The organism is Carboxylicivirga longa (assembly GCF_050589825.1).
GTDB classification, from domain to species: domain Bacteria; phylum Bacteroidota; class Bacteroidia; order Bacteroidales; family Marinilabiliaceae; genus Carboxylicivirga; species Carboxylicivirga longa.
Genome location: NZ_JBNGOZ010000001.1, coordinates 391,952 through 417,163, shown reverse-complemented (window position 1 = coordinate 417,163; position 25,212 = coordinate 391,952). Strand labels below are relative to the sequence as shown.

Below are 25,212 nucleotides of genomic sequence, written 5' to 3'. Positions count from 1 at the left end.
ATATATCAGAACCGAGACTTCCAAATCTCAATTATTCATGATTTGACCTACAACTTGCGTTGCAATTTTTATTGAATTTAGCAACAATTTAAACATCATATTTGGATTAACTTAAAATTGATATGCCTTTTTCTTCGAATAGGTTCGGAACTTTAAAGCTAAATCTATTTTGTATGTACATATTAAATGAAGCTAACTGGTTCTGCATTTCTGCATGTAGTTCTGCTTCGTTTTTGTATCTCTTAGCTTTAATTCGTTTATCGCTAATGTAATATTGATATTCTTCTAATATTTTTTCTAGCTTAATCTCATTTCTAGATAACATTTCATGAATCAAAATCAGTGTTTCAATGCCAATAATTGTGGGCATTTGAATATTACTAATTTTTAATGTTTTGTCTTCAATTAATTCTGTTTCAATTTTAAACCAAACATTGATTAGATTATTAAGCCCAACAATATCTAATTGTCTATTATGCAAGACTATGATTGGATAAATTTTTATTGAATTGCTTTTATATCTTGAATCCTCTCTAAAAGAACCATCTAAAAGGGATCTTGAAAAATTGCATAACTGTTTTACTGCTTTGGGTGATTCTCTATGATTTCTTATGTGGTAATAAAGCTTATCCTTTAGTTCTGATTCATATTTTTCAAAATCGTAACTTTCTTTCACATCAGCATTAATCAATATATCCTTAGACTCAAAAATAAAAACCTTATTACCATTCCTAATATAATAATCTGGTGCTCCAGGAGTAGTCATTTGTTCTCCCCGAAGCTTTAAATACTTTTTTTCAAATGCACGCTCAATAATAGAATACAATATATACTTTTCTGAAAAATCAAAAGTGACCAATTGTCTTAGATTAACTCTATTAGCCCTGTCTAATGTGTCATTCACTTCTTTTAAAAGAAAATACAGCCCGTTGAAATTTTTCTCTAAAACAAATAAGGGGTAAATTATACGATAAGTATCACGGCTTATTTTTATAAGTGGATTTGCTCGAAGTGTTAAAAAATCGGCAGACCTTTCATCATTAATATTGTTAATAGATAGTCTATCTAGAAATGCAGAATTAGAATCGAATTCTGCATCATCATTTAAAACTATATCAATGTTTCCCTTTTGATTTGAAGCAATGACATTAAATGAGACCGGTAAAAGCTTGCCTAAAAACTCTTTATATCCATTAACCTCAAATTTTCTATAAAACTCTTGTAGAAGCATTTGAGTATCTAGTCTACTTTCTAGAAATTCAAGTAAATAAATGGCTTTTACAACTTGTGATACAAATACGGAATTGCTATCATAATTCGTAATGTCAAATGTTGGTAAGGAATTAGCGATTGCTAAGCAAAATATTCTTGAATAAGGCACGTCATCTTTTACTGAACTAAGAACTTTATCATCGTTTAGATTTAATTGTTCATTTATAGCCAGATATATTTTAAATAGTAGAACTTCAAACTCTTCATTACTAATTTCAGATGAAGTATTATCTGATGATAATACACTTTCAAAAAGTGTAAGGCTACTCCTGGCATTTAATATTATAGTTTTATTAGGCAGTGAGTTTATCCTATCGTTGATTTCGTTTGCAAAAGCATTATTGCCTTCGCAAAACCATTGACTTAAAAGTTCCTTATGGTCTTTAGCAATTGATTCTGTATGATAAAAGCTTAATAAATGAGTAGCCGTGTTTATTAATAAATCTCTTGGAATTTCATCTATCCTCGATAAATAATCTTCAAATATTTCATCTTCAAATATTTTAGAAAAACTTAATATTTCATGTAAACCTAACATACAGTAACTTCTTAATTCAAATATAAATAGCTTTAAATCAATATCAAAAAACAGGTTAATTTTAGAATATAATGGAGCGGATCAAGTCTGTTTATTTTAAACTCTCTAAATATGAATGCCCCTCAAATGACAACCATTTATTCTCTTTAAAATTAATCCTAGCATTGAAATACGATTCTCGCTCCCTTAATCTACCTGCAAATGCAATTTCATTTACTTTAACAGAATAAATCAAATCGCTTTCAAGAAACATTTTAATAGTCAATTCTTTTAATCCAGTTCTAGAAAATTTATGCTGAATCGTATCCGTTTTTTCCTTATCAGAATTTATAAAATCAATAATATTTACTCTTGCAAAATCTAAATTCTTATCATTAAAAAAAAAGATATCTCCACAGGCATAATTTGCAAAAACAATACAAGGTAAAGCAAAGGAATAGTTGAAAATACTATTATTATATTCTACTTCATTTAAATTAGCTAAATCTAATACAGCATATGTTTTAGGTGCTATTTGATTAATAATAATCTTACCAATATGCTCAGTTTTGCCAGTAGCAATATTTGTATAAAAGTGTAAACGTTTATTTGCTTTCGAATAATTGTTAGTGGTTTTATAATTTTCGCACAATAAAAAGGCATTTCCTCTTGAACAAGAAATTTTTGATGCCATTGTGCGATATGTTTTTTCAACGGTATCTTTTAATTGATGTAAATCTTCTCCTTTCAGTGGTTTGAAGTTAGAATATGGAATTCTTATACCACAATTTAAAGCTCTAGAATTACTTTTTTCATTGGGGTTTTTACTATCAAATGCAAAGTGATGGATTTGATTAAAACTATTTATAAAAATATCATAAAAAGAATTACACCTGAAAAAAGTTGGGCTAGTTTTATAATTATCATCATCAATAATTGATAATATTTCATTTTTGAATTCGTTAAAGTAATCTTCTTCATGAAATCTTGATAACTGTTTCATACATAATCTATGTTTTAAAGTCAGATATCAAATTTAATACAACTTACTAGACTTCGGTAATATCTTAATAAACAATGTTGTCAATTCTTCTTAACCACCCCTTTAAAAACTTATGGTTCTGACCTTTCTGAGCAATGGTGTTGTAATAATGGATGCGAGCAGATTTAATGGCATTAAACAGTGTTTCCGGAGGACAAGAATTAATTGCTTTAACCGTATTCTTCCCAATTATCCCATCTAGTTTAAGGTTATAATCAAAAAAACGGTTCAATACTTTTTGAACTCCACAGCTACCCCAGTAACCACTATTTACGCACCAATCAAAAATAATTTCCTGCAAAGGATCAGAAACAATATAGCCTATTTTATATTTATCGTAGAAGTTATGCTTGTAGAAATCCTTAACCAATTCCGTTAATCCTGGAATATCTAGCTTTGTATTCCGCTTTATTTCTCCAAACACTTGTTTGTATTCATCAATAAGCTGCCATCCTTCCCAATCGGGATGTAAATTCCGGGCAACACCCATATACGTTTCTCCACCTTTATCTCCAGTTACATTGGCATAATATCCCTCGTGTTTTATTACTCCATCAAAGAGTTCATCAAAAGTCTTCATTTTTACGTTTAGTTTTAAGTTTTACATTGTTTACACCGGAAATTGCACCCCCGAAAAGAAAGTCGATAATGGTGCTGAGTTTTGTAGAAATACCACCGTTAATGCTACTAATAAAGGCTATTTGCCAATCCTGCAATTCAATGGTTTGAAATACAAAATAGTTGAGCATCACGAAGGTCAGACCGCACCATGCAACCAGGAAAAAGATGGCAAAAATCTTTTGCAACCAGCTATCCTGTGCATACATGGTTCTTGCAGAATCACGGTCAGCAACTGCCATTTTAAAAAGCTCCATTTTCCCCTGGAGCTTTTCTTCCTGAGTAGTAAAAATCTCATCAATGAGTTTTGTGCCAACCTTGAGCGTTTCAGCAACCCCGGCATTGGTTAGTTTTCCGAATATCTTTCTCATCGCTCTACAAATTTTAAGATGGTATCCAACTTGTCATTAAGCTGCTTGATGGTCTGATGAAACAATTCCTTACTCACATAGATTTCTTTGGAGCTATCCCTTAAATCTGAAACACGCTTATGCAGTATGGCAAACTTGTTTTCAGCCCCATCCAGTTCTTTTGTCAGGTGCTTAATGTCTTTCTCCAGTAAATCGGTTTTGGCTTCCACCGTTTCCTTGGTCGCATTTTTTGAAATGGCATTGCGGATGATAAAAGAGAGTACCCCAATCGTTAATGAGCTCAATCCGGCTATAACCACCCAATAAAATTTAATTGTCATTTCTTCCATGCTAAAAGACTTTAATGGTTTCTGTACTACCCTCCGGAAAGCGGTTTTTCTCCATCGTTGCACTTTGGTTTTCGATGTGCATGATGGCATCCACAATATGCTCCCACTTAGTTCCGCCTTTAGAGCTTCCATCCCGGTTTGCCTGATTAATGATTACAAATGAGGTGTTCGGGAACTGTTTCTTGAGCTCTTTAAATTCCTCGTGAGAAATATCGGTCGTTTGAGTACTGTCGATAAATACCACATCATAATCCCTGAATAGCTTTGGATTGTAATCCTCGATGATTCCAATCGGGCTGTTGATTCCAAGTCTTACCACTTTCTCCTGCATTGTTCCTTTTGCACCTTCTTCATTGGCTACATACAGGACTTTATATCCGTGCTGTTTTACTAATTCATCGGCAAACATCAGGGCTACGGTACTTTTCCCATGAAAGCGTGAGCCGTAAATCATTATATAGAATGGGATATACAGCTTGCCTAATAGTTTGCCGAACTTTCCCCTGATGGAGATGGTCTTAAAATTCATCTTGGCAAGGTCATTTGCCAATACAACCTGGTCGGGTGCTATTGTTGTGGTTCTGGTGGTGCTTCGTGTTGTTGCCCTTGGCTTTGTGCCACTACTTTTGGGCGTGGAAGTAGTGGCATTTACTTTCCCAATCCGGCAATGCCTTGAAGCCCTTTCAACTGCACATTGGTAACAAGTAGCTTGTCGCTCTCCAGATAATCATGCAAATGCTTTTGGACGTTTTTCACCTGTTCAAATTCTTTGTCGGACTTATTGACCTTACCGTTTTTCAATGAATTGGTAACTGTGGTAAGTAAGCGTTGGGCTTTTGCTTTAGTGATATTGCCATACAAATTGATAAACCTTTTAATCAAAGCAACTGCCGGAGTAACACCGTAATCATCCACAATCTTTTTTAGCTTCGTGTACAATGAATTCGGAACTTCAAACTTGCAAGTACCATTCATATCCTTGTAAGTCTTAATCAGGTCATTGCTGATACTTTTAATTTCAGAAGCATACTTGCTAGTAAGGCGGATGGTCTTTTCGGTAGCAGCCTTTTGAATCACCTTGTACAAAAGCGATACCTGACGTTCTGTTACCTTCTTATTGTGGAAGTTCAGATAACGCCTGATTACTTTTATTTCCAATGGTATTAAATCAACCTCGATGGGTTTACGTTGTGCCTTTTTAGGTTCTGTAGTTTTCTTTGTGGCAGTTCGCTTTGATGAAGCTTTCTTCGTCACATTTTTTGTCGATTTTTGTGACGAGGTAGTCTTCTTTTTCGCTGGTGTTTTCTTGGTTGCAGGGCTTTTCTTTCCTGAATCCTTTAGATATGGTTCAACGATTTTGAAATGATTATCCAACATCTCTTTAATGTCCTTATCCTCATTGTAGAAATCGGCAAATGAATCAAACTCTTTATGTGCTTCCTGTGCTGCTTCCGGCAACTTTTTGAAGTCAATATTTTTGGTGGCTTCCTTGTAGTTTTTGATTGTAAGTTTCATATCACGATATTTTTAACTGTTTTTGTTTAATGCGAATTGCTTTAGCCCTGATTTTGGCAAGTTTCAGTTTGCGTTCTTTTCCCACTATCACACCTTTGTTCACGCTACCTTTCTCGGTCAGGTCGATGTATTCATCGGCTCGTTTGTCGGTAAATGGTTCAAATGATTTAATGGATAAATGCTTCTTGATGGCATAAATCAGGTTGTCAAAGCACTTGTTGATGTAAATGCGTTCCTTGCCTTGTGGATAAACAGGATGAGAAAACATCCCACCCGATACCAGATAGTTATTTACCCGGTCCTTTGCTTTTAGCTTGTCGTACACATAACATTCAAAGCTTCGGGCAAATAACTCTGCAATATCTTTCCAATAAGCACCTTGAAGTTTGGAGTAGTGATATAAGTAGCTGTCTGTTGGACGCTTTTTAGAGCCATCGGAATTGAAATTATCATAGCTCACACAGATACCGCCTTCTGCACCATAATAGCCAAATCGAAGCATGACGATTAATTGTGCAAAGCTCTGATGAAGGATTGTTTTAGGAACATCATCTTCTAAAGCAACCTTTAATATCGACTTGAACCAATCTTTTGTTGGGGATGATTTACCTCCGATGAAATACTTCTTACGATAGCCTAAACTTTCAATAATGGTGTTCAGGCAGCTTTCAGAACGTAATGGTTTGGTTGATAATTCTAAACCATTTAAAAAGTGGTCAAAGAAATGTCCCCACTCATGAGCTACGGAACCGTCACCATTTCGTTTAGTCAAGTTGATGAGCTGTCGTGTTGGGTAATAAGTAGCCATTGCTTTACCACCACGACCGAATGCGCCAAAAGCAATAGCCAGGGCTTCGTTTATGGATAGGTTGATGTCAAGCACCTCGCATAAATCAACGATGGCTGCAACAAAGTGGCGAATGTGTTCCCTGGCTTCATCATCCTTTACATAGTTTCCTAATGTGAGTGATTTAAAATGAAGCTTCTTGATAACCGTGTTTTCGTCCGCTTCTTCAATTAATAAACCGCCTGTGCGTTTGATATACGATAGCGGTATGGCTTCTATTTTAGGCTTGCTGCTGCTTTTTGATTTGCTTGTTTTCTTTGTTTCTGCCCAGCTCCAATCCGGTTTAAATTCCTTGTATGGAAATTGCTCTTTTTTTTGGTCGTATTCCTTTATTTGATTCTTGATAAAACGCAGGCATACATGCTCAACATACTTAATATATTCTGGTATGGTTTTAATACTGCTTAATAAACCACCACTAAATACAAGAGCTTCTTTTTTATGAAATTGCATATCAGATTTTGTGATGATTCGTTTTGCTGATTCAATACATTTTCTGAAAACCTGATTCTTTAGCTCATATTCTGCTCTTAGATTCTCTAAGTTCTGTCGGGCGAGTAAACGGTTAATTCCACTATATTTATTTGCTTCCTTTAGGACATTTTTAGCTTTACCTACATTATATGAATAGCCGTATAGAACAAACACTATATTGCGTAGCTGTTTACCAAATATTATCCCAAAGTCTGTTTTCTCGATAATTTCCCCATTGTTAGCAATAGAAAACAAAGCTTTCAGGTCTCCAATAGTTATGGCACCTTGCAAAACTTTAAAGATTGCCTCTGCCATTAGAACATATTGCTCTCTGGCTTCTTTGGTATTGTTATTTGGTTTAGCCGGGAATGCCTGACGAATTTTTGTTTTCAGGTAAGCACAACCAGCATCTGTTCCATTTTCTTTCTCGGTTTGCGGCTCTATTTTAGGAAATACCTTATCCTTCTTAATGAGTTCGATAGCAGTGGCTTCATCCTGTTCAATACTGCTTAAATCGCTACTTCGAATAAGCTTGTTGTACATCGCTTGTTCTTTGCGTGAGCCATGTACTCGTTTCCCAGCATCTTTAAACTGTCTGTTTTTTTGCTTGTCCCGAAGAGCTATTTCAACTTCTTGGTCAATATCACCTAGGTCACCAATCAACTCAATCTTATTTGCACAGTAGTTCTCATACAAGGTTTTATCATCACTTATAATAAAGAAACCGTCATCAGGATTTGGTTTATAACCTTTCTTTGTTCTATAGCCGTTTCGTCCTTCGGTAAAACCTTCATTAGTTAAAATCCAGACGAAATCACCTTTCCTTGGATTATAGCGTTTACGGACAATGTTTGTTTCTTTCTCAAAGCCTTTGTAAACAGGCAAAGCATTGACATTTACTCCCTCCTTAAATCCATCAGTCAATATGGAAAGTTTGGATTTACCATTTGAGCGAATATCCTTGTGGATAGCCTTGTATTTTTTATAGAATTCCTTTTCTGTCATAATATGGTCCTAATTTTAGGGTGAGAACCAAGACCTGCTACAGCTTTAAGCTGTTTTTGCTTTATCAGGATTGCCTTTGCCCGGAGTTTCACAAGCTTTAATTTCTTTGAACTATCAAGCTTTATGGTTTTGCCTTTGGGGGCAGCTTGCTTTTGCCTGGCCAGACGTTTGGGAAATTCCTTTTTGTCTTGCTCAAACATCTTCATCGCCTCATTGGTAAGGCTATCAGTTGAATAGCCTCGCTTTGTTCCCTTATCCAAAAACTCATCGTAATAATGGCGAGGAATTTTAACCGATAAACTAAACCGCTCACCAAGCAGATTAAGAAGTTTAGGCATCTTACTTTCTTCAACCGAAGCTCTCATATTGCCCGAAACCATTTCAAAACCATCCCGATTATTAACCAGGAGCTTCACCACTTCTTTATCGGTGTAAATGGGAATATGCGTTTTGGTTTTAGGCATAATGACCTTAAAAGTGCCATCATAATGCCTGGCTATTGTAATCCTGTTTTCGGTGGCAATGGTAGCACCATTACGAAGGCTCATAATGTGTTTTTGCAGCTTGGCAATTGGAGCTACAACATAGTTGTCCGCTTTATTATCATTATTGTCGGGCGACCATGCCTCACTCATTAAAATACCTTTCTGAACACCTCTTCCTTTGGTGGTGAAGCTTACCAACTTGCCTGAAAAATCCGCAGAACCTTGAAGTATGTTTCCTGTAACGATGTATCGGATTTGTCGGTCTGCCGTGAAGTCTTTAATGGCTTCATCCCAACGCTCAATCAAACTTTCCTTTTGACCTGTTGTGAGCTGCATACTTCGGCTCATTACACGCTCAATTTCTTTGGCAGTATCGCCAGATGCAGGGAGAACAATATATTTTCTGCTATCAGAAATAGCAAAACGAAGTTTTACCGATGACGGAGCATAAGGATTCTTGCGTTTAGGATTAATGTCAAAACCAAGAAATACGCAATAGGAGTTGGAACTGCTATCGGTTTCAAAACTGACTGCCGGATAGAAATAGCCATGACCGACTTTAAAGAACTTGAAAAAGTTGTTCAGGTAGCGTTTACGATTCTCGCTTTGTGTTTTGGTCTTGGTAATTTCGGCTTGTTTACCTTCCTGAATTTCTTCTGTTCGTTCAGCGACATAATCTCTTTGGGCTGCTTTGTCATATACAGGAATTTTCTGATAGCCTTTCTCATCGGTAATACCATTAAAAAGCTCTTTGTATTTTTCTTCCAACGCCTTTAAATCGTCAGATAACTTGTTTTGCACGAACTTTTCATGTGCCAATACAATTTCTTCAGAAATAGTGTCCGGGTCTTTACTATCCAGGTACTTCTTAATCAGCTTTTCAAGTTCAGCCTTGCCATAGGGCTTTTTCAGAACGTTACATTCGCATTTTTCCAAATAGGTATCGTTACCAAATACCGAACGTCCACCTTTCCCGGCAATCACCACACGCTTTTCAAGGGATTCAGCTTTAAGATTCAATACTTCAACTTCAAGGTCGTACTCATCGGCTTGCTTGAGGTACTCGATGTAATCGTTGTATCGCTCAATTACCTCGGTATAAAATTTCTCCTGTTCCTTAACCGATAAAACAGCCACACGCCCTGTTACCTTTGAAGCATCACCTTCGGATGCAGTCTCATCGCTGTCTTTACCTTCAAATTTGAGTGGATTATCCAAGGCTTTGTTTAGCTCCGGATTCTCCAACATGTACCCACGAACCACTTTGTCACCGTACTTATTTAAAAAGTCATCGGATTCCAATTGTGATTTGCTGCTTTTCTGGTTGGAGGTGGTATTGGCATCCAATGATTTCAGCTTCTTTTTAAGCATCATCATAAACCGCTTTTGTGCAGGGATGGACGAAATAATGTAATCGTAAATCGGTTTCATTATCTGTCCTGTGCGATTGATGCGTCCACGCTTTTGGATTTCGGTATTGATATTCAGTTCTGGTTGGAGTATCACCATTACTCGCTGCTTTACCTTTTCTGCTGGCACCTTGTCTGTTACAATGGCATGTGCCGAAGCTCCTGTCGAACCACTTTGGTTAATCAGCAAACAGTCAATTTCATTGTCGTTGAATTGACGAAACAAGTCGGCTGTGTTTTCCTTTTTTCGGCTCATCACCAAAGCCGTTGTATTCTTTGCTTTAGTGGAATTGTACTGAACACAAAGCTTTCGCCCTGTAACTTCGCCAACCGAATATCCGGCTTCTTTTATCTTTTGGATTACCAAATCAAGCGGACTGATAGTAATGCCAGTTGAAGCCTGTTCGATTCTTCTGATAATATCGTAATAAGCCAATTGAGCATCTTCCGACAAATCGGCAATATTAAATTGCTTACCCTGTGATTCTCCATCAATATCTTTCTCGGTATAGCGAAAAACAGAATCCAAACCCTTTTCCAATACGGTAGAAAAATCACCATTTATCACATCATCAGGTTTTGCCATTCCCTCTAAAAAGCTTCCCATCGTTGAAGCAAAGGCAATGATGGGTTTCTTACCTTCTTTCAATCGCTTAATGGCATGGTCAGCTACATCAGAAGCATTCAGACTAAATAGTAATTGATTAATGACGTTAAAGACCTTTGAGAAATACGGAATATTATCAACCCCGGCTTTCTCAGTTCCTTTGCGTGTTTCAACCTCTTTACTTTCGGCTGCTGCAATTTTATCAAGCTCATCAACTTGTTTGTTAATGTACTTCTCTTGGAATCCGATAATATCACGGATGATTGAGGTTACTTTGTCTGCGGTATCAGCTTGCTCTTTGGCTTTTTCTTTCAGCTCGATGTAGTTTACTTCGACACCTTCAAAAGAGCGTTCACGCCTAATCATTTGCCCCTCTGAAACCAATTGGGCTGCTAATACTTCCTGCAATGCAACACCGCCTTTGGTGATGGCTTCTACCAAATCCTCTTTGCTCATATTGGCATCGCTCATAGAAGTCTTTTGAGCATAAATAGGCATGTTATCAGGTCGTTTTGCAAAGGTGGCAGATAGGAAACAAACGCCTTTGGTTTGCCTTAACACACCTTGCATAAATTCACCTGTATTGGAGCTTCCCGAAGCATTGTGAGCTTCATCCATAATGATGATATTACCGCTACTTGCAGCATTTAAAAACTCTTGTTTGGCTGGCTTTTTCGGCTGATTGAACTGCGAATAAGTGGCACAAACAAAGTTGTAATTGTTGGGTACTTTCTTACCCTTGATAATCCTTTCTTGTGTAGTTTTTTCGGGAGCTGTATAGATAACTTCACCGCTTTTGTCCTTTACATTGGTTTTGCTCTCTTTGGTATTCACGATAAACGGAACTAAAGCAGAACTGCCTATGTCGGATAAATCCCGATAAAGGTCAGTAAATAGATTGGGCTTTTCGGATAAGAACACAGGTTGCATACCACTTTTTACACCATAGCGGATTAAAGCTGCTGCGGTTCTTCCTTTACCGATTCCTGTTTGGTCGCCAACAATAATTCCCTGGCCACGCTTCTCGATATTGTAAATAGCTAACGATACTGCATCAATCTGTTCGCATGAAAGCGACTTAACAAGCTCGTCATTGCTGTAATCGAGTTTCTCGGCAACATAGTCAAACAAAGGCATCCCGATACTTTTCTTTACTTTTCGGATAGCGATGTGCATTTCGTGTCCCATTGAATCGGGAACTGTTGTATCCAGGATAAAACCTTTTTCGGCTGTTGGGATATATGCCATGCCCAGCCCTTTATGACCGAACATTCCTTGTAAATACTCATGCTCGTTCTGAGCCAGCTTTTTAGTGCGAACAAAGCTTTTGTTGTTGTTGGTTTTAAAACCCAATTCAATAAGTCTTGCCGATATATGTTTTGGTGGAACGCTGCCAAACTTAATGGTAATGTTGCTTTTGCATATTTTAATGTCTGATTTCATACTATACTGCTATTGAATAAATATTCTTTGTTGTCCACTGGTCAGCCATTGCATTGGCAATCCCCTGAAAGGTCTTACTGCGAACCCTACGTCTTTCTTCATCGCTTAAATCCCTTGCCTGATAGTACCAAAGTGGTTGCCGTCTCCAACGTTTTTTCTTTTTGTCGTACCAATGCTTGTATTCCAATTGGTCTTCATCAAGCATATCTGTTGGTTCTAGCAGAGGTAAATTCTTTAACCACAAGCAAGTTGATTTCTTTGCGTTGTCACCAAAGAAGTATGGCTGAATAATTTGGTCAGGCTTGCGGATGGCGGTACTGATAACACCAATAGGGTTTTCAATGGCAATTTTATCAATTGGAGCTTTCATCAGTTTGCGGATAAAAGCCAGTGCTTTCTTACGTTCCTTTTGACGTTCCGGGTCATGCATCCACGCATTGCCTGAAACAGTCAGGTAGGTGCATGGAGGAAAAGCAATCATCATATCCCAACCCTTATCCAATTGGTTCAATACATCATCCTGGATGTGCCATTCGGGATGTTTGCCTGTGGTTGGAAGAATGTCACAGCTATAAGCTTCATGCCCCCGACTACGAAGTGCCATTGTAACGGTTTGGCTTTCTTCACAAGCTACCAAAATGCGTAGCGATCGGTTTGCCGTTGGAAGTTTACCAAGTGATAACTGTTTTTGCTTTATCAGAATGGCTTTAGCACGAAGTTTAATGACCTTCACATCTTTGGTTTGTGGCTTTGGGCTTGTGCCTTTGCCTAAACCAACCCTATCCCAAAGTTCTTCATGAGTATTGACAACGGTGCTGTATAATTTATTTTTAAGTGGAGCTGCTCCTTCGGGAACTGCTTTTGCTCCATCAATCAGAATCAATCGGGTATTGATTGAAGTTCCTTGTCTGGAGTAAAGCTTTTTGCCGTTAATCGGGATAATATCTTCAACGTTGTAAAAGTGATAGAGGTAATTCAGGAAAATGCGGTTAGTTCCTGCGGTTACCCGACCGTGTTCGTCCCAAGTGGTGTGACCACCAATGATAATGGCTGCCTTACCATCATCCTTCATGCAACGCAAAGCGTTTAATGCCATTGCATGTTCCAATCGCTTGATTTTAAACTTTCCAAAAAGTTCAGGTTGAGAAAGTGAACCGAAAGGTGGATTCGTAACTATACCATCAAAAGTTCTGTCATAAGCTGCCGGAGGCTTTAACGCATCCCAAGAGCTGACCTTTTCAAAAGGTTGTTCTTTCAGGTTGGCAAGCCTTATATCGTCCAGCTCGTTGACATGGGTATAGTGATAAGGCAAAGCAATGGTTAAAAGTCCGTTTCCTGCCGATGGTTCTAAATACCTTGGAAAGTCTTTTTTATCATTCGTAAGATGAGCATTGCCGACAATTTTCCCCTTAGTACTTCCCTTTACGATATTCTTAAAAGCCTTGTAGCCTAATAAGCTGCCTGATTTTAAGATATAACTTGATGCCAGGAACGAGATGGGTGCCGGAGTGGAATATTGCTGCATCAACACACTCATGCTTGTGCGCATGGAAAGGTTGACCTGTGTTTGATACAGGGCTACAATATCAAGGTATTTTTCATAAGTAGTCAGCGAACTGTCGTGTGCTATCTCTCTTGCGTTAAGGATTATTGCCAGTTCAGTAAATTCTTTCACCAAGTTTTTATTGGCAATACCGAAGCTTTTGGCAATGCTTTCAATAGTGGTTTTAGAGTGCTTACGTTCCGCCTTTAAATCCTTACGTATCCTTGATATGTAGCCCTTTTTATTAATCATCCCTACCAATTCTTAATGTTGAGCCATCCGGGTCAATATCAAAACGGGTTACACCTTCTTCTCCTAATTTCTGAATGAACTTTACAAGTAACTCTGGGATATTCTGCAAGTTGATATCCCAGTCAGCACCGACAGTTGCGTTTTCTTCAATGCCTGAAAGCTTGTCTTCATCAACTTGAGGAAAGCTTCTTTTTTGAGTATTTTCTTCAATAGCTGCTGCTTGTTCAGGGGAAATCGTAACAGGTTTATTCTGTACATTCATTTCCCAATCCGCTCCAACAGTAGCATTTTCTTCAATCCCTGCTAACTTATCAGCATCTACTTGTGGATAGCTTACCTTTTGGGTATTGGCTTCAATGGCTGCTGCTTGTTCAGGAGAAATTGTTACAGGTTTATTCTGTACATTCATTTCCCAGTCAGCCCCAACAGTCGCATTTTCTTCAATTCCTGCAAGCTTATCAGCATCTACTTGCGGGTAGCTATTCTTTTGGCTATTGGTTTCAATAGCTGCTGCCTGTTCAGGAGATATGGTAACAGGTTTATTTTCAATATTCGATTCCCAGTCTGCTCCAGCGGTAGCATTCTCTTCAATCCCTGCCAACTTATCTGCATCAGCTTGTGGATAGCTTACCTTTTGAGTATTGGCTTCAATAGCTTCTGCTTGTTCGGGAGAAATGGTTACAGGTTTATTCTGCACATTTTGTTCCCAATCTGCTCCAACGGTGGCGTTTTCTTCAATACCTGATAGCTTGTCTTCATCTTCTTGTGGGTAGCTTCGCTTTTCGATATTTGCTTCAATGGCTGCTGCCTGTTCTGCTGAAATGGTAACAGGTTTGTTCTGCACATTTGATTCCCAATCCGCCCCAACAGTTGCATTTTCCTCAATGCCCGATAGTTTATCTTCATCGACTTGCGGATAGCTACGTTTTTCAGTATTGGCCTCTATTGCTTCTGCCTGTTCTGGCGAGATTGTTATGGGTTTGTTCTGTACATTTTGCTCCCAGTCTGCTCCAACAGTAGCGTTTTCTTCAATCCCGGCAAGTTTATCTTCATCAGCCTGTGGATAGCTACGTTTATTGTTATTGGATTCAATATCGGCTGCTTGTTGTGGAGAAATCGTTACAGGTTTATTCTGCACATTTTGCTCCCAGTCAGCACCAACTGTTGCATTCGCCTCAATTCCAGAAAGCTTTTCTTCATCGGTTTGAGGATAGCTTCGTTTTTGGATATTCGCCTCAATTGCTGCTGCCTGTTCCTGGCTAATCGTTACAGGTTTGTTTTGTAAGTTGCTATTCCAATCAGCCCCAGCAGTTGCATTTTCTTCAATCCCTGCCAACTTCTCTGCATCAGCTTGCGGATAGCTACTTTTTTTGTTATTGTTTTCAATGGCTGTAGCCTGTTCCGGAGAAATGGTATTGGGTTTGTTTTCCAATTCCTCAAAATTTGAGGTCAGGTTCATATCATTCTCCAATTGTGATAGCTTTGTTGGAATGGCGATATTAAGATTGCCATCAGGGTCGGTAACAAAACCACCATGTACCTCTATACCTCCATTGGGCATGTACACCGGGCTTTTCTCTGAAATTAACAAGTCTTCAACGTTCCCTGCAATTATCAGACCTCCTGAAATCTGCTGAACAATGGTTTTGGGTCTAAAGTCCGGAGCTGATTTTGAACGAGCGATATTAATAAATGAGCCAACCGAAGCCCTATCCAGGATTGTGTCCTGAACATCACGGTTCATCTTGAAGTAAGTATCAGAAAATACAATCTTATTATAACCTCGGTCGAACACACATGATTGATTGACTTTAGCCTCAAAACAGCAATCGTCAATGTTGGTGGTACTGTTCAGGAATGCCAATGCGCCACTTCCTTCATCACTGTACTCGAAACGAATATCCCTAAAGTTGATGGCACTATTGTAAATTTCAATGGCTTTGTCGCTTTGAAAAACAACAGGCTTCACGTAAGTACCGACCATACTATCTACCTTGTTACTTAATGAGCAGATGTTGATTTGATAGGAAAAATCACGAAGTACCAGGAATGTTCCCAAATCGTTAATAAAAGTACCATCCTCGAACATGATGCTGATATTCGCATTTTCGTTGGTATGGTATTTTAATGCCTTGGGTAATGAGTCAAATAAAAGCTGGAGCTTTGAAAACGGTGTTCCCGTTGGAATGATAATTGCTTTTTGGTCAAGGTCGTATTCAAATCCTGCAATCTGCTGGTCTTTACTCATATCAAACACGCCCTGAAATACCTTGTATTGTTCGTGTTCCATTCCCAAATAAGCGTACTGGCCATCGGAAGCCCATTCGCCCTTTTTCAGTAACGGTGGGGTTGTTCCCCTAAACATCTTGATTGTTCCCATATATTATTTTTTTAGTATCAAGTATTGAGTATCAAGATTCAAGATGATTTACATGATGCTTAGTCTTGTGTCTTATATCTTGATACTTGTGTCTTTAAATCAAATCATTGAATAAGCCCTGTCGAACAGTTCATTACTGACGTAACTGCCACCATTCTCAACCCTGGCTATTGAAAGCACCAAAAGGCGAAGTGTATTCTTGGTAGGTAGAAGCTTAGCTGTTTTGCTAACTTTTAAATCCTTACACACGGTTTTGATATAAGCTGCCGTATTGTTCTCAAACTTGGGCGCATATTCCTCGATAAGAGCCGGAACTGTATTCTTGCCCTTTTCAATGTCATGCTTGAGGTCTTTAATCATGGCACGAACTCCGTACACAGGAGCTTTAAACATTTCAAAACGTCTGTCTTTGTTTTGCTCTTTAGGAAGTTTGCCGTTCCATTTAATGTTAGTAAAAATCAGGTTTCCCGGATTGTTGTTGCGGATACCCTTGGGTGCATTGGATAGATAAGTATTGCCACCATTCCAATTTTGAAAATCCGAAGGCAACTCATTGCTGTTCGTAGTTAAAATGTTTGAACCACGATGGGGCAATAGCCCTTGCCGTCTTTTCTTATTACGTCTGCGAATAAGTAATACGGTGGTAACTATCGCCCCTGTGGTTACTAACCCTCCCGAAATAAACAATATCTTCTTTTGTTTCTTGTCCATAGCTGTAATCGTGTTTTAGAGAGGGATTCCCCAACTGTCGAACTTGGGTTTTATTTTAGCAATCTCTTTGTTACTTAGCTCAAAGCGTAGCCAACCAATCAAATTGTAGTCCTGACCAAGAAATGCTGCACGAGTTCCCCATAGGTACATCTTCATACCGAAAGCTTTTATCACCAGAAGCATATCATCTTTGGTCTGTAGCTTATCTATAGTGCTGTAAATCGTTTTTTCGTCTGTTCCGAAATCAAGCATTGCACCGTACAGAGTATTAGCATACAAGGCTGCATCGGATGGAGAAATGGTCAAATTTTCCTTTTGCAGAACCATATCGCTCAATGCAGGAGCAACCCTTGATGAAGTGCCATCAGGATTACGCTTGAACAATAGTTTTTTAACGGCATAAATACCTATGCCTACGCCTAATATGGGTAAGCCGTATTTAATTCCATTAGCGACTAATGTTGCCTTATTTACTGGTGGTAACTTTTGCACGGTACTTGATTTTTAGATGTATCTCAATGCGGTCTTTACAATCTTTGGGTTCTTAACCACTTTGGTGAGTAGCTTGATGATGTCTTCCTGGTCAACCTTGTTCACCGCATTTTGTATCAGGTTTCCCATTTGCTGAACCGTCTCCGGTGCTTCAGCTTCAATCGTGATTCCTACTTTAAATTTTCGCATAATCGTTTGTTTTAAATGTTTATTCTTCGCTATCCGTTTGCTCTATTCCTTGTAAAGTTTGGTTCAAGAATGCGAGAGTTTTATTGATGAGTTCCGCTTTGTCAAGGCATAGTCCAACAATGTTGGCAATCTTGGCTACATCTTGCAGTTTCCATGTCATTAGGGCATCAGAAAGGTTCTTGATAATCTCTGCTTTCTTCTTGTCTTCTGGAGAACTTGCCGAACCCATGTCGGTAATCTCAACATTGGCATCTGGAATTGGAGCTGATTCTTCAGAGCTATCATCTACCATCCCCAAAGCACCTTTCAATTCTTCTGCTGTAAGCCCTAATAATTCTGCTGTTTTAGGACTATTTGTAAGTATGCGTGAGCCTAAACCTACTAAAGCACCTGTGGCAACCCTTTTCATCACTTCATTGGGAGCATATCCGGCAAGACGGTTTTCAAGGTCGGTTTTGTCTGTTTTGAGTTCCTTGTTCTCGCTTTGATAGCGGTCTTTTTCGGCACGCAGCTCGGCATTCTCGTTGCGTAAACGTTCGTACCTTTCTTCCAGGTTGGTGTAGCGAGTCTCAAACTTAAAATCATCCAGTTGCTTTTGGTAGTTAATTCGCTCTACTTCCTTGTTATTGCCCGATAGTGCATTGAACAGCCCAAACAAGCCCTCGACCTTGCTTTTAGCTTGTTCGTTTTCTCCTGTTATCAAACCCAATAATCCGTTGATTTCCCCCAATCCATCAGTACTGTTCTGAATTTGGTGTTGCTTCATTTCCTCCTTGATGATAGTATGGATTTCAGCCCTTTCGATGGGTTCTTTGGGAGGGTTCAACAAACCACTAACATTTACTGTGTAATCGTTGATGTGTTTTGCGTTATGGCTTTTACCTCCATATACTACAACACGCAAAGTGCCGTGTGCCTGTTTAGCTTTTTCAATAGCCTTTTCTATATCGCTGTTGAACATCTCTGTTCCGGCGGTTCTTGATGTGAGTGCCGTTTCATCAACTCCTGTCAATAGATATATCTCATAAGCGTAAGGGTATTTTTGCTCAACCTCTGAACGCTTGATAAACTCATATATGCTTTGTATTTGCTCTCTGTAATCTAGCATGGCTGTATTAATTTCGGTGGGGAATAATCTTTACAAACTCCAATCGGTAAGGCTTGAAACTTTCCGCTTGGGTTTTGATGTCTATGTAATCGGTGAATACCTGGTAGCGGTACTCATCCATAAAGTCGTATTCTTCGGGTGTAGCACTAAACACGTTATCGCTGCTTATCATTTCCAATTCATCAATGGAACCGGGAAGACCTTTAGTGTTCAGAATCCACATGTCGTTTTTCAGGTCAAGGGACATATCGGGACTTGTAACTCGAATCACGGTTGGTTTCAACTGGTAACTGTCAATGGTTCGCAGTCCTGCAATGCGGTCTTTGGCAATGGTATGTAATAACTCACTCGTGTTCATTGGTTACTTCCTCCGGATTAATGTTCGACAATTGCAGTTCTTTCTTCGATGGGGCTTCGTACTCGATGTAAATCCTGATGGTAAGGATATTTTCCTCGCTATTCTTGTTGCTCTTGAATACCGTGTAGATGTTGCTGTTCACCTCCAAAGGCTCATGGAAAGGGATAATCTCTTTGCTGAGATACTTGATTTTTCTGTTTGCCGTAACCATGTAGTCACGAAGCAAGAAGCTGTTACCGTTTACCAATAAACTGATGTTGCCACACTCGTATGGTTCCGGCTGCTTGTAAGCCTTGATGGTTCTTTTGAACAACTCATCTTTGTGCTGGTAGGTAAACACCAATGTTTGTTGGGCGATAAAATCAGAAAACTCAAGGTTGGTCATTCCCTGACCTCTAACAAACAGATTGGATTCGTTGTAAATGTAATCGGTAAATTGTTCATTGAATACATGGGCAATATGGTGACTTAGTTCCTGTTGCTCATCTTTATCCAGACACGAATAAACAATACCATTGGTCAGTACCCTAATAATTTCAGGTAAGATGTCGCTTTCAAAGAATGCACGACTATCATATTCATCTGCTCGTGTGCGTAAATAGGAGTAGAACAAGTCCGTAATCTGCTCATCGTTTAAAAGGTCTGTAATCAATGCTTGTGGGAAAGCAAGGCTCTCCACTACATCAATCAACTCTGTTTGCTTTTTAACGGTGGCGATAACAGCCAAACCAGTTATCAACTTGCAGGAAGCCGGGAGCAAATCCTGTGCGTTGATGTGGTTATTGTCCTCGGACTTATGCGTAATTACAAAATATCGTTTCATATCGGGAGTATTGGGAAATTATGAATTATCCACTTCGGCAAGCAGATACACACGCACATGGTAACTGTCATTAACAGCCAGGTTCTCGCTATCATCTTTGTATATGATTCTGATAGGGCTGTTCTTGGCTTTTTCATTCACAGGAAACGTCACGTCTTTGATACTCATATCATCATTGTGATGAAGAAGAGCTACCTCGGTATCATCGGGGATTATTTCAGTATCATCTATCCACGCTCGAAGTGTTGAACCCGGTAGGGCTTGTTGATTGGACAAGCGGAGGAACATACCCTTGATGCGGTCATGCTCTGTTTTGGTATTGCCGTTGAACTCAAAGGTTTCTCCTTTTTTAACCTCGAATTTTACAACCTGTAGTTTCTTTATTTTATTGTCGTGTACTTCCATTAGTATAAGTGATTAAGAGAAAAGGGACGGAAGCAAGTATTGCGACCGCCCCCTCTAACGATTATGGCATACCCAAAAAACTATGCTTTCTCAGTGATTGTACCCAATAAGGTTATTTTAACAGCCGGGTTAAAAACCTTGTCGCTGTTGTTGATAGCTTTTGGCATGTTCAGCTTTGGCGTGATGTCCATTGATGGCTTTAACCACTTTGGATTAGCCAATTTGTACTGGAATTTACGCTTGGTTGTATCGGTATCATCGAATACCGCACATGAGATTTCAGGAAGAATCACCTTAGTTCCCAAAGTCATCTCGAATGTTCCGTTAAGGATTTGTGCAGGAAGCGCAAACTGACCGAATGCGAAATCTGCCGGGTCGTTATCTTCTTCCGATGCACCGTGAGCATACTCAAGAACAATGTCAGTCAGCAAGAAATACTTTCCTGAATCCAACTGCGCACGGTTCAGGTTGGTGCGACCAGCCTTCTTATCATCCGATGCTTCCATCAAATCAATATCGGACTTGTCCTTAACCGACTTAATGGTATAGATTGCCGTATCAACGGTCTGCATACGTGCATCTTTCAACGCTTTTTGAATCTCTGCCGGAAGCTGCTGTCTGCGCAATTCAAACTGACCTTTTGAAGTCAATTGAGTTGTTAAACCTGTTTTTACAGCGGTACTTCTGCGACCTGCATTGTACGACCTGCGAACAGCACGTTTGCGGTAACTGCGTCTGCGACCTCTACGGCTTCTGCGTCTTCTTCTACGTCTCGAACGTCCGAGTTCTCCGATGCCTTCCGTAGCATCATCCTGGTCGTCTTCTTTGTCCAGGGAATCCTCTTCCTTATCGAGAATCGCTTCTTCTAAACCTTCTATATCTTCCATTGAAGGGTACAAATCATTTTGCTCATTAATCTCTGCCATGATAATTTGTTTTTGTGGCTCAATAGCCTGTTATAAATTGAATTGATTAGTTGTGAATGAATCAGGATGCCATCATATCGCCCGAAAAGATGTCATAGTCCATACTGTCTGGGTCGATGTCTTTAATCTTACCGATTTGAGGTTCTTCATCCTCCGGATAGTCTGTTTTGCCGATAGGTTCATCGCTCATTGCATAGTCGGCTGCTGCACTTCCCATAGGCTCGTCACTCATAGAGTAATCTTCTGCTGCGCCTGAAACAGAGGCTTCTATTTCACGTTCAATGTCGATATCCGCTGCCGGAAGAGCTTGTGTGATTGGATTCAGGGCTTGTAACCCGGTTACATCTTCGTATTCCACATCTTCAATGTCATCTCCCATCAATCCGGATAAGCCTTGAAGAATAGTTTTTCCTGTTGCCTTCTTGATAATAGCTTCAACACCTGCTCCAGCTGCACCATATAAGCCCATTTTGACATACTCATTTTTAGTGAACTGTTGTCCGACAAGTGCCCCTAACGCCAATGCAGCGGGGGCAGCATAGCCTTTCATGTCGTTGCCCAAAAGACCGCTTACAGTCGAGCTTTTTATTACTTTATTTAAAATGTACTTTCCACCACCAAAGCCCATGACGGCAGCAATGGGCTTGCCTATGTCGTTGGTAGCTTTCATAAAGTCAATCTTGGTAGCTGTAGACCTACCACCTGACGTTGTTTTCTTAACTGCCATGTTTACTAATTTTTAGTTATTGATTATGAGGTAAGGCGCACCTTGCCTTACTGTAATTCTATGCTTCCTAATGCCTTTTTGGAAGAAGGTTTCTTTGATTGGGATTGACGCTTTGGCTCTTCATCGTCCTTTTTGCGGAAAGCAAAGTATGCACCAGTACCAATCAATGCCAATGCTCCTATACCGATACCTATTTTTGTTCCTTTACTCATGCCTTTTTTAGTTTGAGTAGCTCTTTGTGGAACTGATGGTGAAACAAATGGTGTAACAGATGTTGTGTGGGGTAGAGCCTGTGGCAAATAACTACTTGAATTGACCATTAGTTGTGGGGTATAACTGCTGGTCTGCGGAGCTACGTAATGACTTGCTTCCTGAACCTGTGTGTCTGAATTTGATGGCACATACTGTGATACCGTATTTTTGACTTTTTTAGCCTTGGAAAACTTGCTCTTGATTTTTGTGAAGATGTTTTTTACAGGTTTTAGCCAACTTTTGATTTTTGCCAATACACCTGTTGCTGCACCAACCGATGCTGCGGTAGCCACTGCACCCATCTGTCCTAATTCACCAAATTCTCCGATTGCTTCCAATCCTTGCAAATCAGCCAATAAACCATCAACGCCCTTCAATGAGAAGTCTCGGCTTTTTTGTTTAGCTCCTTTCAGGATTGCTTTTCTCAGGTTCTTTTCCCTGCCTTGCAATCCTTTAAATAGCTTGCGTACACGTCTGTGGCGTTTCTTTAAGTCCTTTAATTTTTTTGCATCAATGTTATATTTTGATGCCATCTGGTCTGGTAAGTATGCGTATTGAAGTTTCTTGGCAATGCCGAACATGTTCAATCGTAATGCTGCTAACAGTCCGTTACGTATAGCAATTGATAACGGATTAAATCGGACGATGGCTTTAGCTACTTTCTTGGCGACTTTACCAACTTTTTTAGCAGCCTTCCTTATGCCTTTACCAATCTTTCTACCGATTCGCTTTAGTGACTTAAAGAATCCACCTAAACCTCTGTCTCCGTTTAAGCCATCAATGGATTCATCTAAATCATCCAATTCTGCTAACCCTTCAACGGCATCTATATCGTACTTTATCAGTCCTTTTTGTGCAAGTCTGGCTTCGATGCTTTCCAATTTGGCCAGTACTTTATCTCGCTGTGGTGTATTCCAAAACTTAATAGCCTGGTCCAACATGGAAATAAATTGGTCAGGGTTTTGGATATGCGCCATTTTATCCTTGTTCTCCTTATTCTTTAAAAGGAAATTCCGAGTGCGGACTAAATAGCGATAAGTAGCATCGTCTGCATCACCCAATCCGTTAATGGCATCGTCAAAGTCAACGCCTGATACTATAGCGATAAGTTCTTCATGGTCGGCTTGTGCCTGATGACCTCCTGCTAAATCAATACCTGATAGAATAGAAATTGGTAAGCCTAAAGAACTTGAACCTGTCAAACCATCAATTCCTTTTAGTCCAGCTATCTGAACAGGGGACATATCAAAGTTGGATTGCTCAAAGCTGTATGGCTTCTGATAATCGAATTTTGATAGTACCGGGTCAATCACAATTTCATCCTCTGAATCACCCAAGGCAGGAACAATAACATAGATATGCTGAAAGTTCTTTTTACCGTCATACTTAGTAATACGAAGCTTGAACGGAATACCCAGGTTCTTTAAAAGCGAACCCACAAAAATGCTGTAATCGTCACAGTCAATCCCTGCTGATTTTATGCCTTTTTGTTTGAACCTCATTTGTCCGTCCAACCATGAACGTGCAGGGGTACGAAGTTGCTCTGTGCCGTCTTTGTCTTTATGATATTGGAGATACTTGTATGAAAAATCAAAGATGTTTTTACAGGATGCTTTCATGTTATCACCTTGCAACATGGAGGCTAGTTCCTCTACTTCACGGAAGTGTTCGGCTATAATTTCAATACAACTTTCAACGGTTTCCAGGACATTGCCGTTTTTTACAAATACATCTGTGCCGGATGCCTTTTTTATCAGGTGGTTGAACTTACGACCGTCCTGTGTATTACGTGGGCCAGACACAATGCCTAATTCGCCCAATGCTAATCCGTTCATATTATCGTCTGTTAAATTTTGCGTGGTGGTGATGGTTTCGCCATTAATGCTTAGCGAAAGAGTAAAGCTCATGTCTGCTTTTAGCTGTGCGGTGTTTTGAAGCAATGCTGTGGATAAACCTTTTCCTACAAGGTTGAGATATGGCACTTGAAACAGGATTTCAGGCTCTTGTGTAGAGCCAGCTCCAACGGTAAGACCTTTAATGTCGGGAGTGGAATAAGCAATTGCCGAACCTTTATAGTTTGCAACTACCTGGTTAACGGCTAATGTGATGGGAGCATTAGTGGGGTTATAACAGCGAAGTTTTACAGCAAATTGGACTTCCTGCAAGTTCATTTTGTGTATGCGGAATCCTAATAGGGCAAAGTTCATCTTTGCACCGGAGAGAATCTTTTTACCTTTCTTTATCAGGTAAAAGCCACCGCCAACGGCTGCAACAACTGCTAATGTGCCTAGAATTTTCTTCGTGCTTGCTTCCATAATGGAAACAAACATATAGTGGGCTTTAGGTGGAGAGCTGGCTGTATTTGGTTAGAATAAAGTAGATGTGCTTAGAATTGGTTATTTTTGTTCACAATTATATCTAAATCTTCAAGTTTTCATTCAGTGTCTCAGGTAGCTTCGATAGTATACTTAAATGATTCCAAAGAGGACCAGCTAAATCATATAACTTGTTACTATATCCAGTTTGCTTGTAAAGATTTAAACCACTATGAAATGTATTGGTCTGCAATTCTTCGATTAAAGTTTTTACCTCAATAGGAACATCTTCCCAATAGTTATAAAGCATCCTTTTATTACTGTCTTCAATAGCGATATAATATTCAAAGTACTCAAACCAGTTTTTAGGTTGGTAAGATGGATTTGCATGAATAATCGGTGGTTTTGAAGTCAAAAGAATACCATCACATACTGTTCTGAAATCCTCCCAATTTTCCGGTAACATTTTCGGTACTTCTAATCCTTTGTAATTATAAATATCCTGTACAATCAAAATATTATCAAGCTTAAACCTACTAATTCGTTTCTCTATATACGGTTTTACTTTGTGAAATCTATCATTAGCTGGTCTATAAACAACGATGTAGTAAAAAATAGAAGAAGCAACTATTGATGCTGTCAAACCATACATAATTTCTCCAACTTCATAGGCTTTTGGGAAGAATTCTTCAATATCTATCAGAATCATTTTATAAATAACTATCCAAATCAAACTTAGTAAAGACACAATAAGTACTTGTCTGGAAAGTGGTAGTTTTGTATTTATCTTCATCTAT

At 39.1% G+C, this 25,212-nt stretch carries 22 protein-coding genes; all 22 read right to left on the bottom strand.

Annotated features, from left to right (window positions below):
- Positions 1-106 precede the first annotated feature (106 nt).
- Complete coding sequence (locus tag ACRD7A_RS01605; protein WP_430809590.1) at positions 107-1,810, bottom strand: hypothetical protein; 1,704 nt, start codon at positions 1,808-1,810, stop codon at positions 107-109.
- A 91-nt stretch (positions 1,811-1,901) separates the two neighbouring features.
- Positions 1,902-2,792, bottom strand: coding sequence for a hypothetical protein (locus ACRD7A_RS01600; protein WP_430809589.1), 891 nt, complete (start codon positions 2,790-2,792; stop codon positions 1,902-1,904).
- A 64-nt stretch (positions 2,793-2,856) separates the two neighbouring features.
- Positions 2,857-3,411, bottom strand: coding sequence for a glycoside hydrolase family 108 protein (locus ACRD7A_RS01595; protein ID WP_430809588.1), 555 nt, complete (start codon positions 3,409-3,411; stop codon positions 2,857-2,859).
- Positions 3,398-3,820 (bottom strand): hypothetical protein, encoded by a 423-nt coding sequence (locus ACRD7A_RS01590; protein WP_430809587.1) that lies wholly within the window; start codon positions 3,818-3,820, stop codon positions 3,398-3,400. The genes ACRD7A_RS01595 and ACRD7A_RS01590 overlap by 14 nt, the downstream gene beginning before the upstream one ends.
- On the bottom strand, positions 3,817-4,149 hold the full coding sequence (locus ACRD7A_RS01585; RefSeq protein ID WP_430809586.1) for a hypothetical protein: 333 nt from the start codon (positions 4,147-4,149) through the stop codon (positions 3,817-3,819). The genes ACRD7A_RS01590 and ACRD7A_RS01585 overlap by 4 nt, the downstream gene beginning before the upstream one ends.
- 1 nt (position 4,150) lies before the next feature.
- On the bottom strand, positions 4,151-4,678 hold the full coding sequence (locus tag ACRD7A_RS01580) for a P-loop NTPase family protein (protein WP_430809585.1): 528 nt from the start codon (positions 4,676-4,678) through the stop codon (positions 4,151-4,153).
- A gap of 119 nt (positions 4,679-4,797) precedes the next feature.
- Positions 4,798-5,664 (bottom strand): hypothetical protein, encoded by an 867-nt coding sequence (locus ACRD7A_RS01575; RefSeq protein WP_430809584.1) that lies wholly within the window; start codon positions 5,662-5,664, stop codon positions 4,798-4,800.
- Position 5,665: 1 nt separating this feature from the next.
- Positions 5,666-7,990, bottom strand: a complete 2,325-nt coding sequence (locus ACRD7A_RS01570; protein WP_430809583.1) for an LPD1 domain-containing protein — start codon at positions 7,988-7,990, stop codon at positions 5,666-5,668.
- Positions 7,987-11,934, bottom strand: coding sequence for a strawberry notch-like NTP hydrolase domain-containing protein (locus ACRD7A_RS01565; RefSeq protein WP_430809582.1), 3,948 nt, complete (start codon positions 11,932-11,934; stop codon positions 7,987-7,989). Before ACRD7A_RS01565 ends, ACRD7A_RS01570 begins: the two co-directional genes overlap by 4 nt.
- Position 11,935: 1 nt before the next feature.
- Positions 11,936-13,729 carry a hypothetical protein gene (locus ACRD7A_RS01560; RefSeq protein ID WP_430809581.1) on the bottom strand — a complete coding sequence of 598 codons (1,794 nt, stop codon included), beginning with the start codon at positions 13,727-13,729 and terminating at the stop codon, positions 11,936-11,938.
- Positions 13,722-16,109 carry a hypothetical protein gene (locus tag ACRD7A_RS01555; protein WP_430809580.1) on the bottom strand — a complete coding sequence of 796 codons (2,388 nt, stop codon included), beginning with the start codon at positions 16,107-16,109 and terminating at the stop codon, positions 13,722-13,724. Before ACRD7A_RS01555 ends, ACRD7A_RS01560 begins: the two co-directional genes overlap by 8 nt.
- 99 nt (positions 16,110-16,208) lie before the next feature.
- Complete coding sequence (locus ACRD7A_RS01550; RefSeq protein WP_430809579.1) at positions 16,209-16,820, bottom strand: hypothetical protein; 612 nt, start codon at positions 16,818-16,820, stop codon at positions 16,209-16,211.
- A gap of 15 nt (positions 16,821-16,835) precedes the next feature.
- A complete protein-coding gene (locus ACRD7A_RS01545; protein ID WP_430809578.1) occupies positions 16,836-17,312 on the bottom strand; it encodes a hypothetical protein in 477 nt (158 codons plus the stop codon).
- Between the two features lie 12 nt (positions 17,313-17,324).
- Positions 17,325-17,501 (bottom strand): hypothetical protein, encoded by a 177-nt coding sequence (locus tag ACRD7A_RS01540; protein WP_301201588.1) that lies wholly within the window; start codon positions 17,499-17,501, stop codon positions 17,325-17,327.
- 19 nt (positions 17,502-17,520) lie between these two features.
- Complete coding sequence (locus ACRD7A_RS01535) at positions 17,521-18,609, bottom strand: hypothetical protein (protein ID WP_430809577.1); 1,089 nt, start codon at positions 18,607-18,609, stop codon at positions 17,521-17,523.
- 7 nt (positions 18,610-18,616) lie between these two features.
- Entirely contained in the window at positions 18,617-18,967 is a 351-nt protein-coding gene (locus ACRD7A_RS01530; protein ID WP_430809576.1) for a hypothetical protein, read from the bottom strand.
- Positions 18,954-19,790: a hypothetical protein gene (locus ACRD7A_RS01525; RefSeq protein WP_430809575.1), complete on the bottom strand. Its 837-nt coding sequence runs from the start codon at positions 19,788-19,790 to the stop codon at positions 18,954-18,956. The genes ACRD7A_RS01530 and ACRD7A_RS01525 overlap by 14 nt, the downstream gene beginning before the upstream one ends.
- Positions 19,791-19,808: 18 nt before the next feature.
- Positions 19,809-20,195 (bottom strand): hypothetical protein, encoded by a 387-nt coding sequence (locus ACRD7A_RS01520; protein WP_430809574.1) that lies wholly within the window; start codon positions 20,193-20,195, stop codon positions 19,809-19,811.
- Positions 20,196-20,275: 80 nt separating this feature from the next.
- Positions 20,276-21,121, bottom strand: a complete 846-nt coding sequence (locus ACRD7A_RS01515; RefSeq protein ID WP_212191737.1) for a hypothetical protein — start codon at positions 21,119-21,121, stop codon at positions 20,276-20,278.
- A 61-nt stretch (positions 21,122-21,182) separates the two neighbouring features.
- Positions 21,183-21,848, bottom strand: coding sequence for a hypothetical protein (locus ACRD7A_RS01510; protein WP_430809573.1), 666 nt, complete (start codon positions 21,846-21,848; stop codon positions 21,183-21,185).
- A 47-nt stretch (positions 21,849-21,895) separates the two neighbouring features.
- Entirely contained in the window at positions 21,896-24,430 is a 2,535-nt protein-coding gene (locus ACRD7A_RS01505; RefSeq protein WP_430809572.1) for a hypothetical protein, read from the bottom strand.
- 88 nt (positions 24,431-24,518) lie between these two features.
- A complete protein-coding gene (locus ACRD7A_RS01500; protein WP_430809571.1) occupies positions 24,519-25,208 on the bottom strand; it encodes a hypothetical protein in 690 nt (229 codons plus the stop codon).
- Positions 25,209-25,212 lie beyond the last annotated feature (4 nt).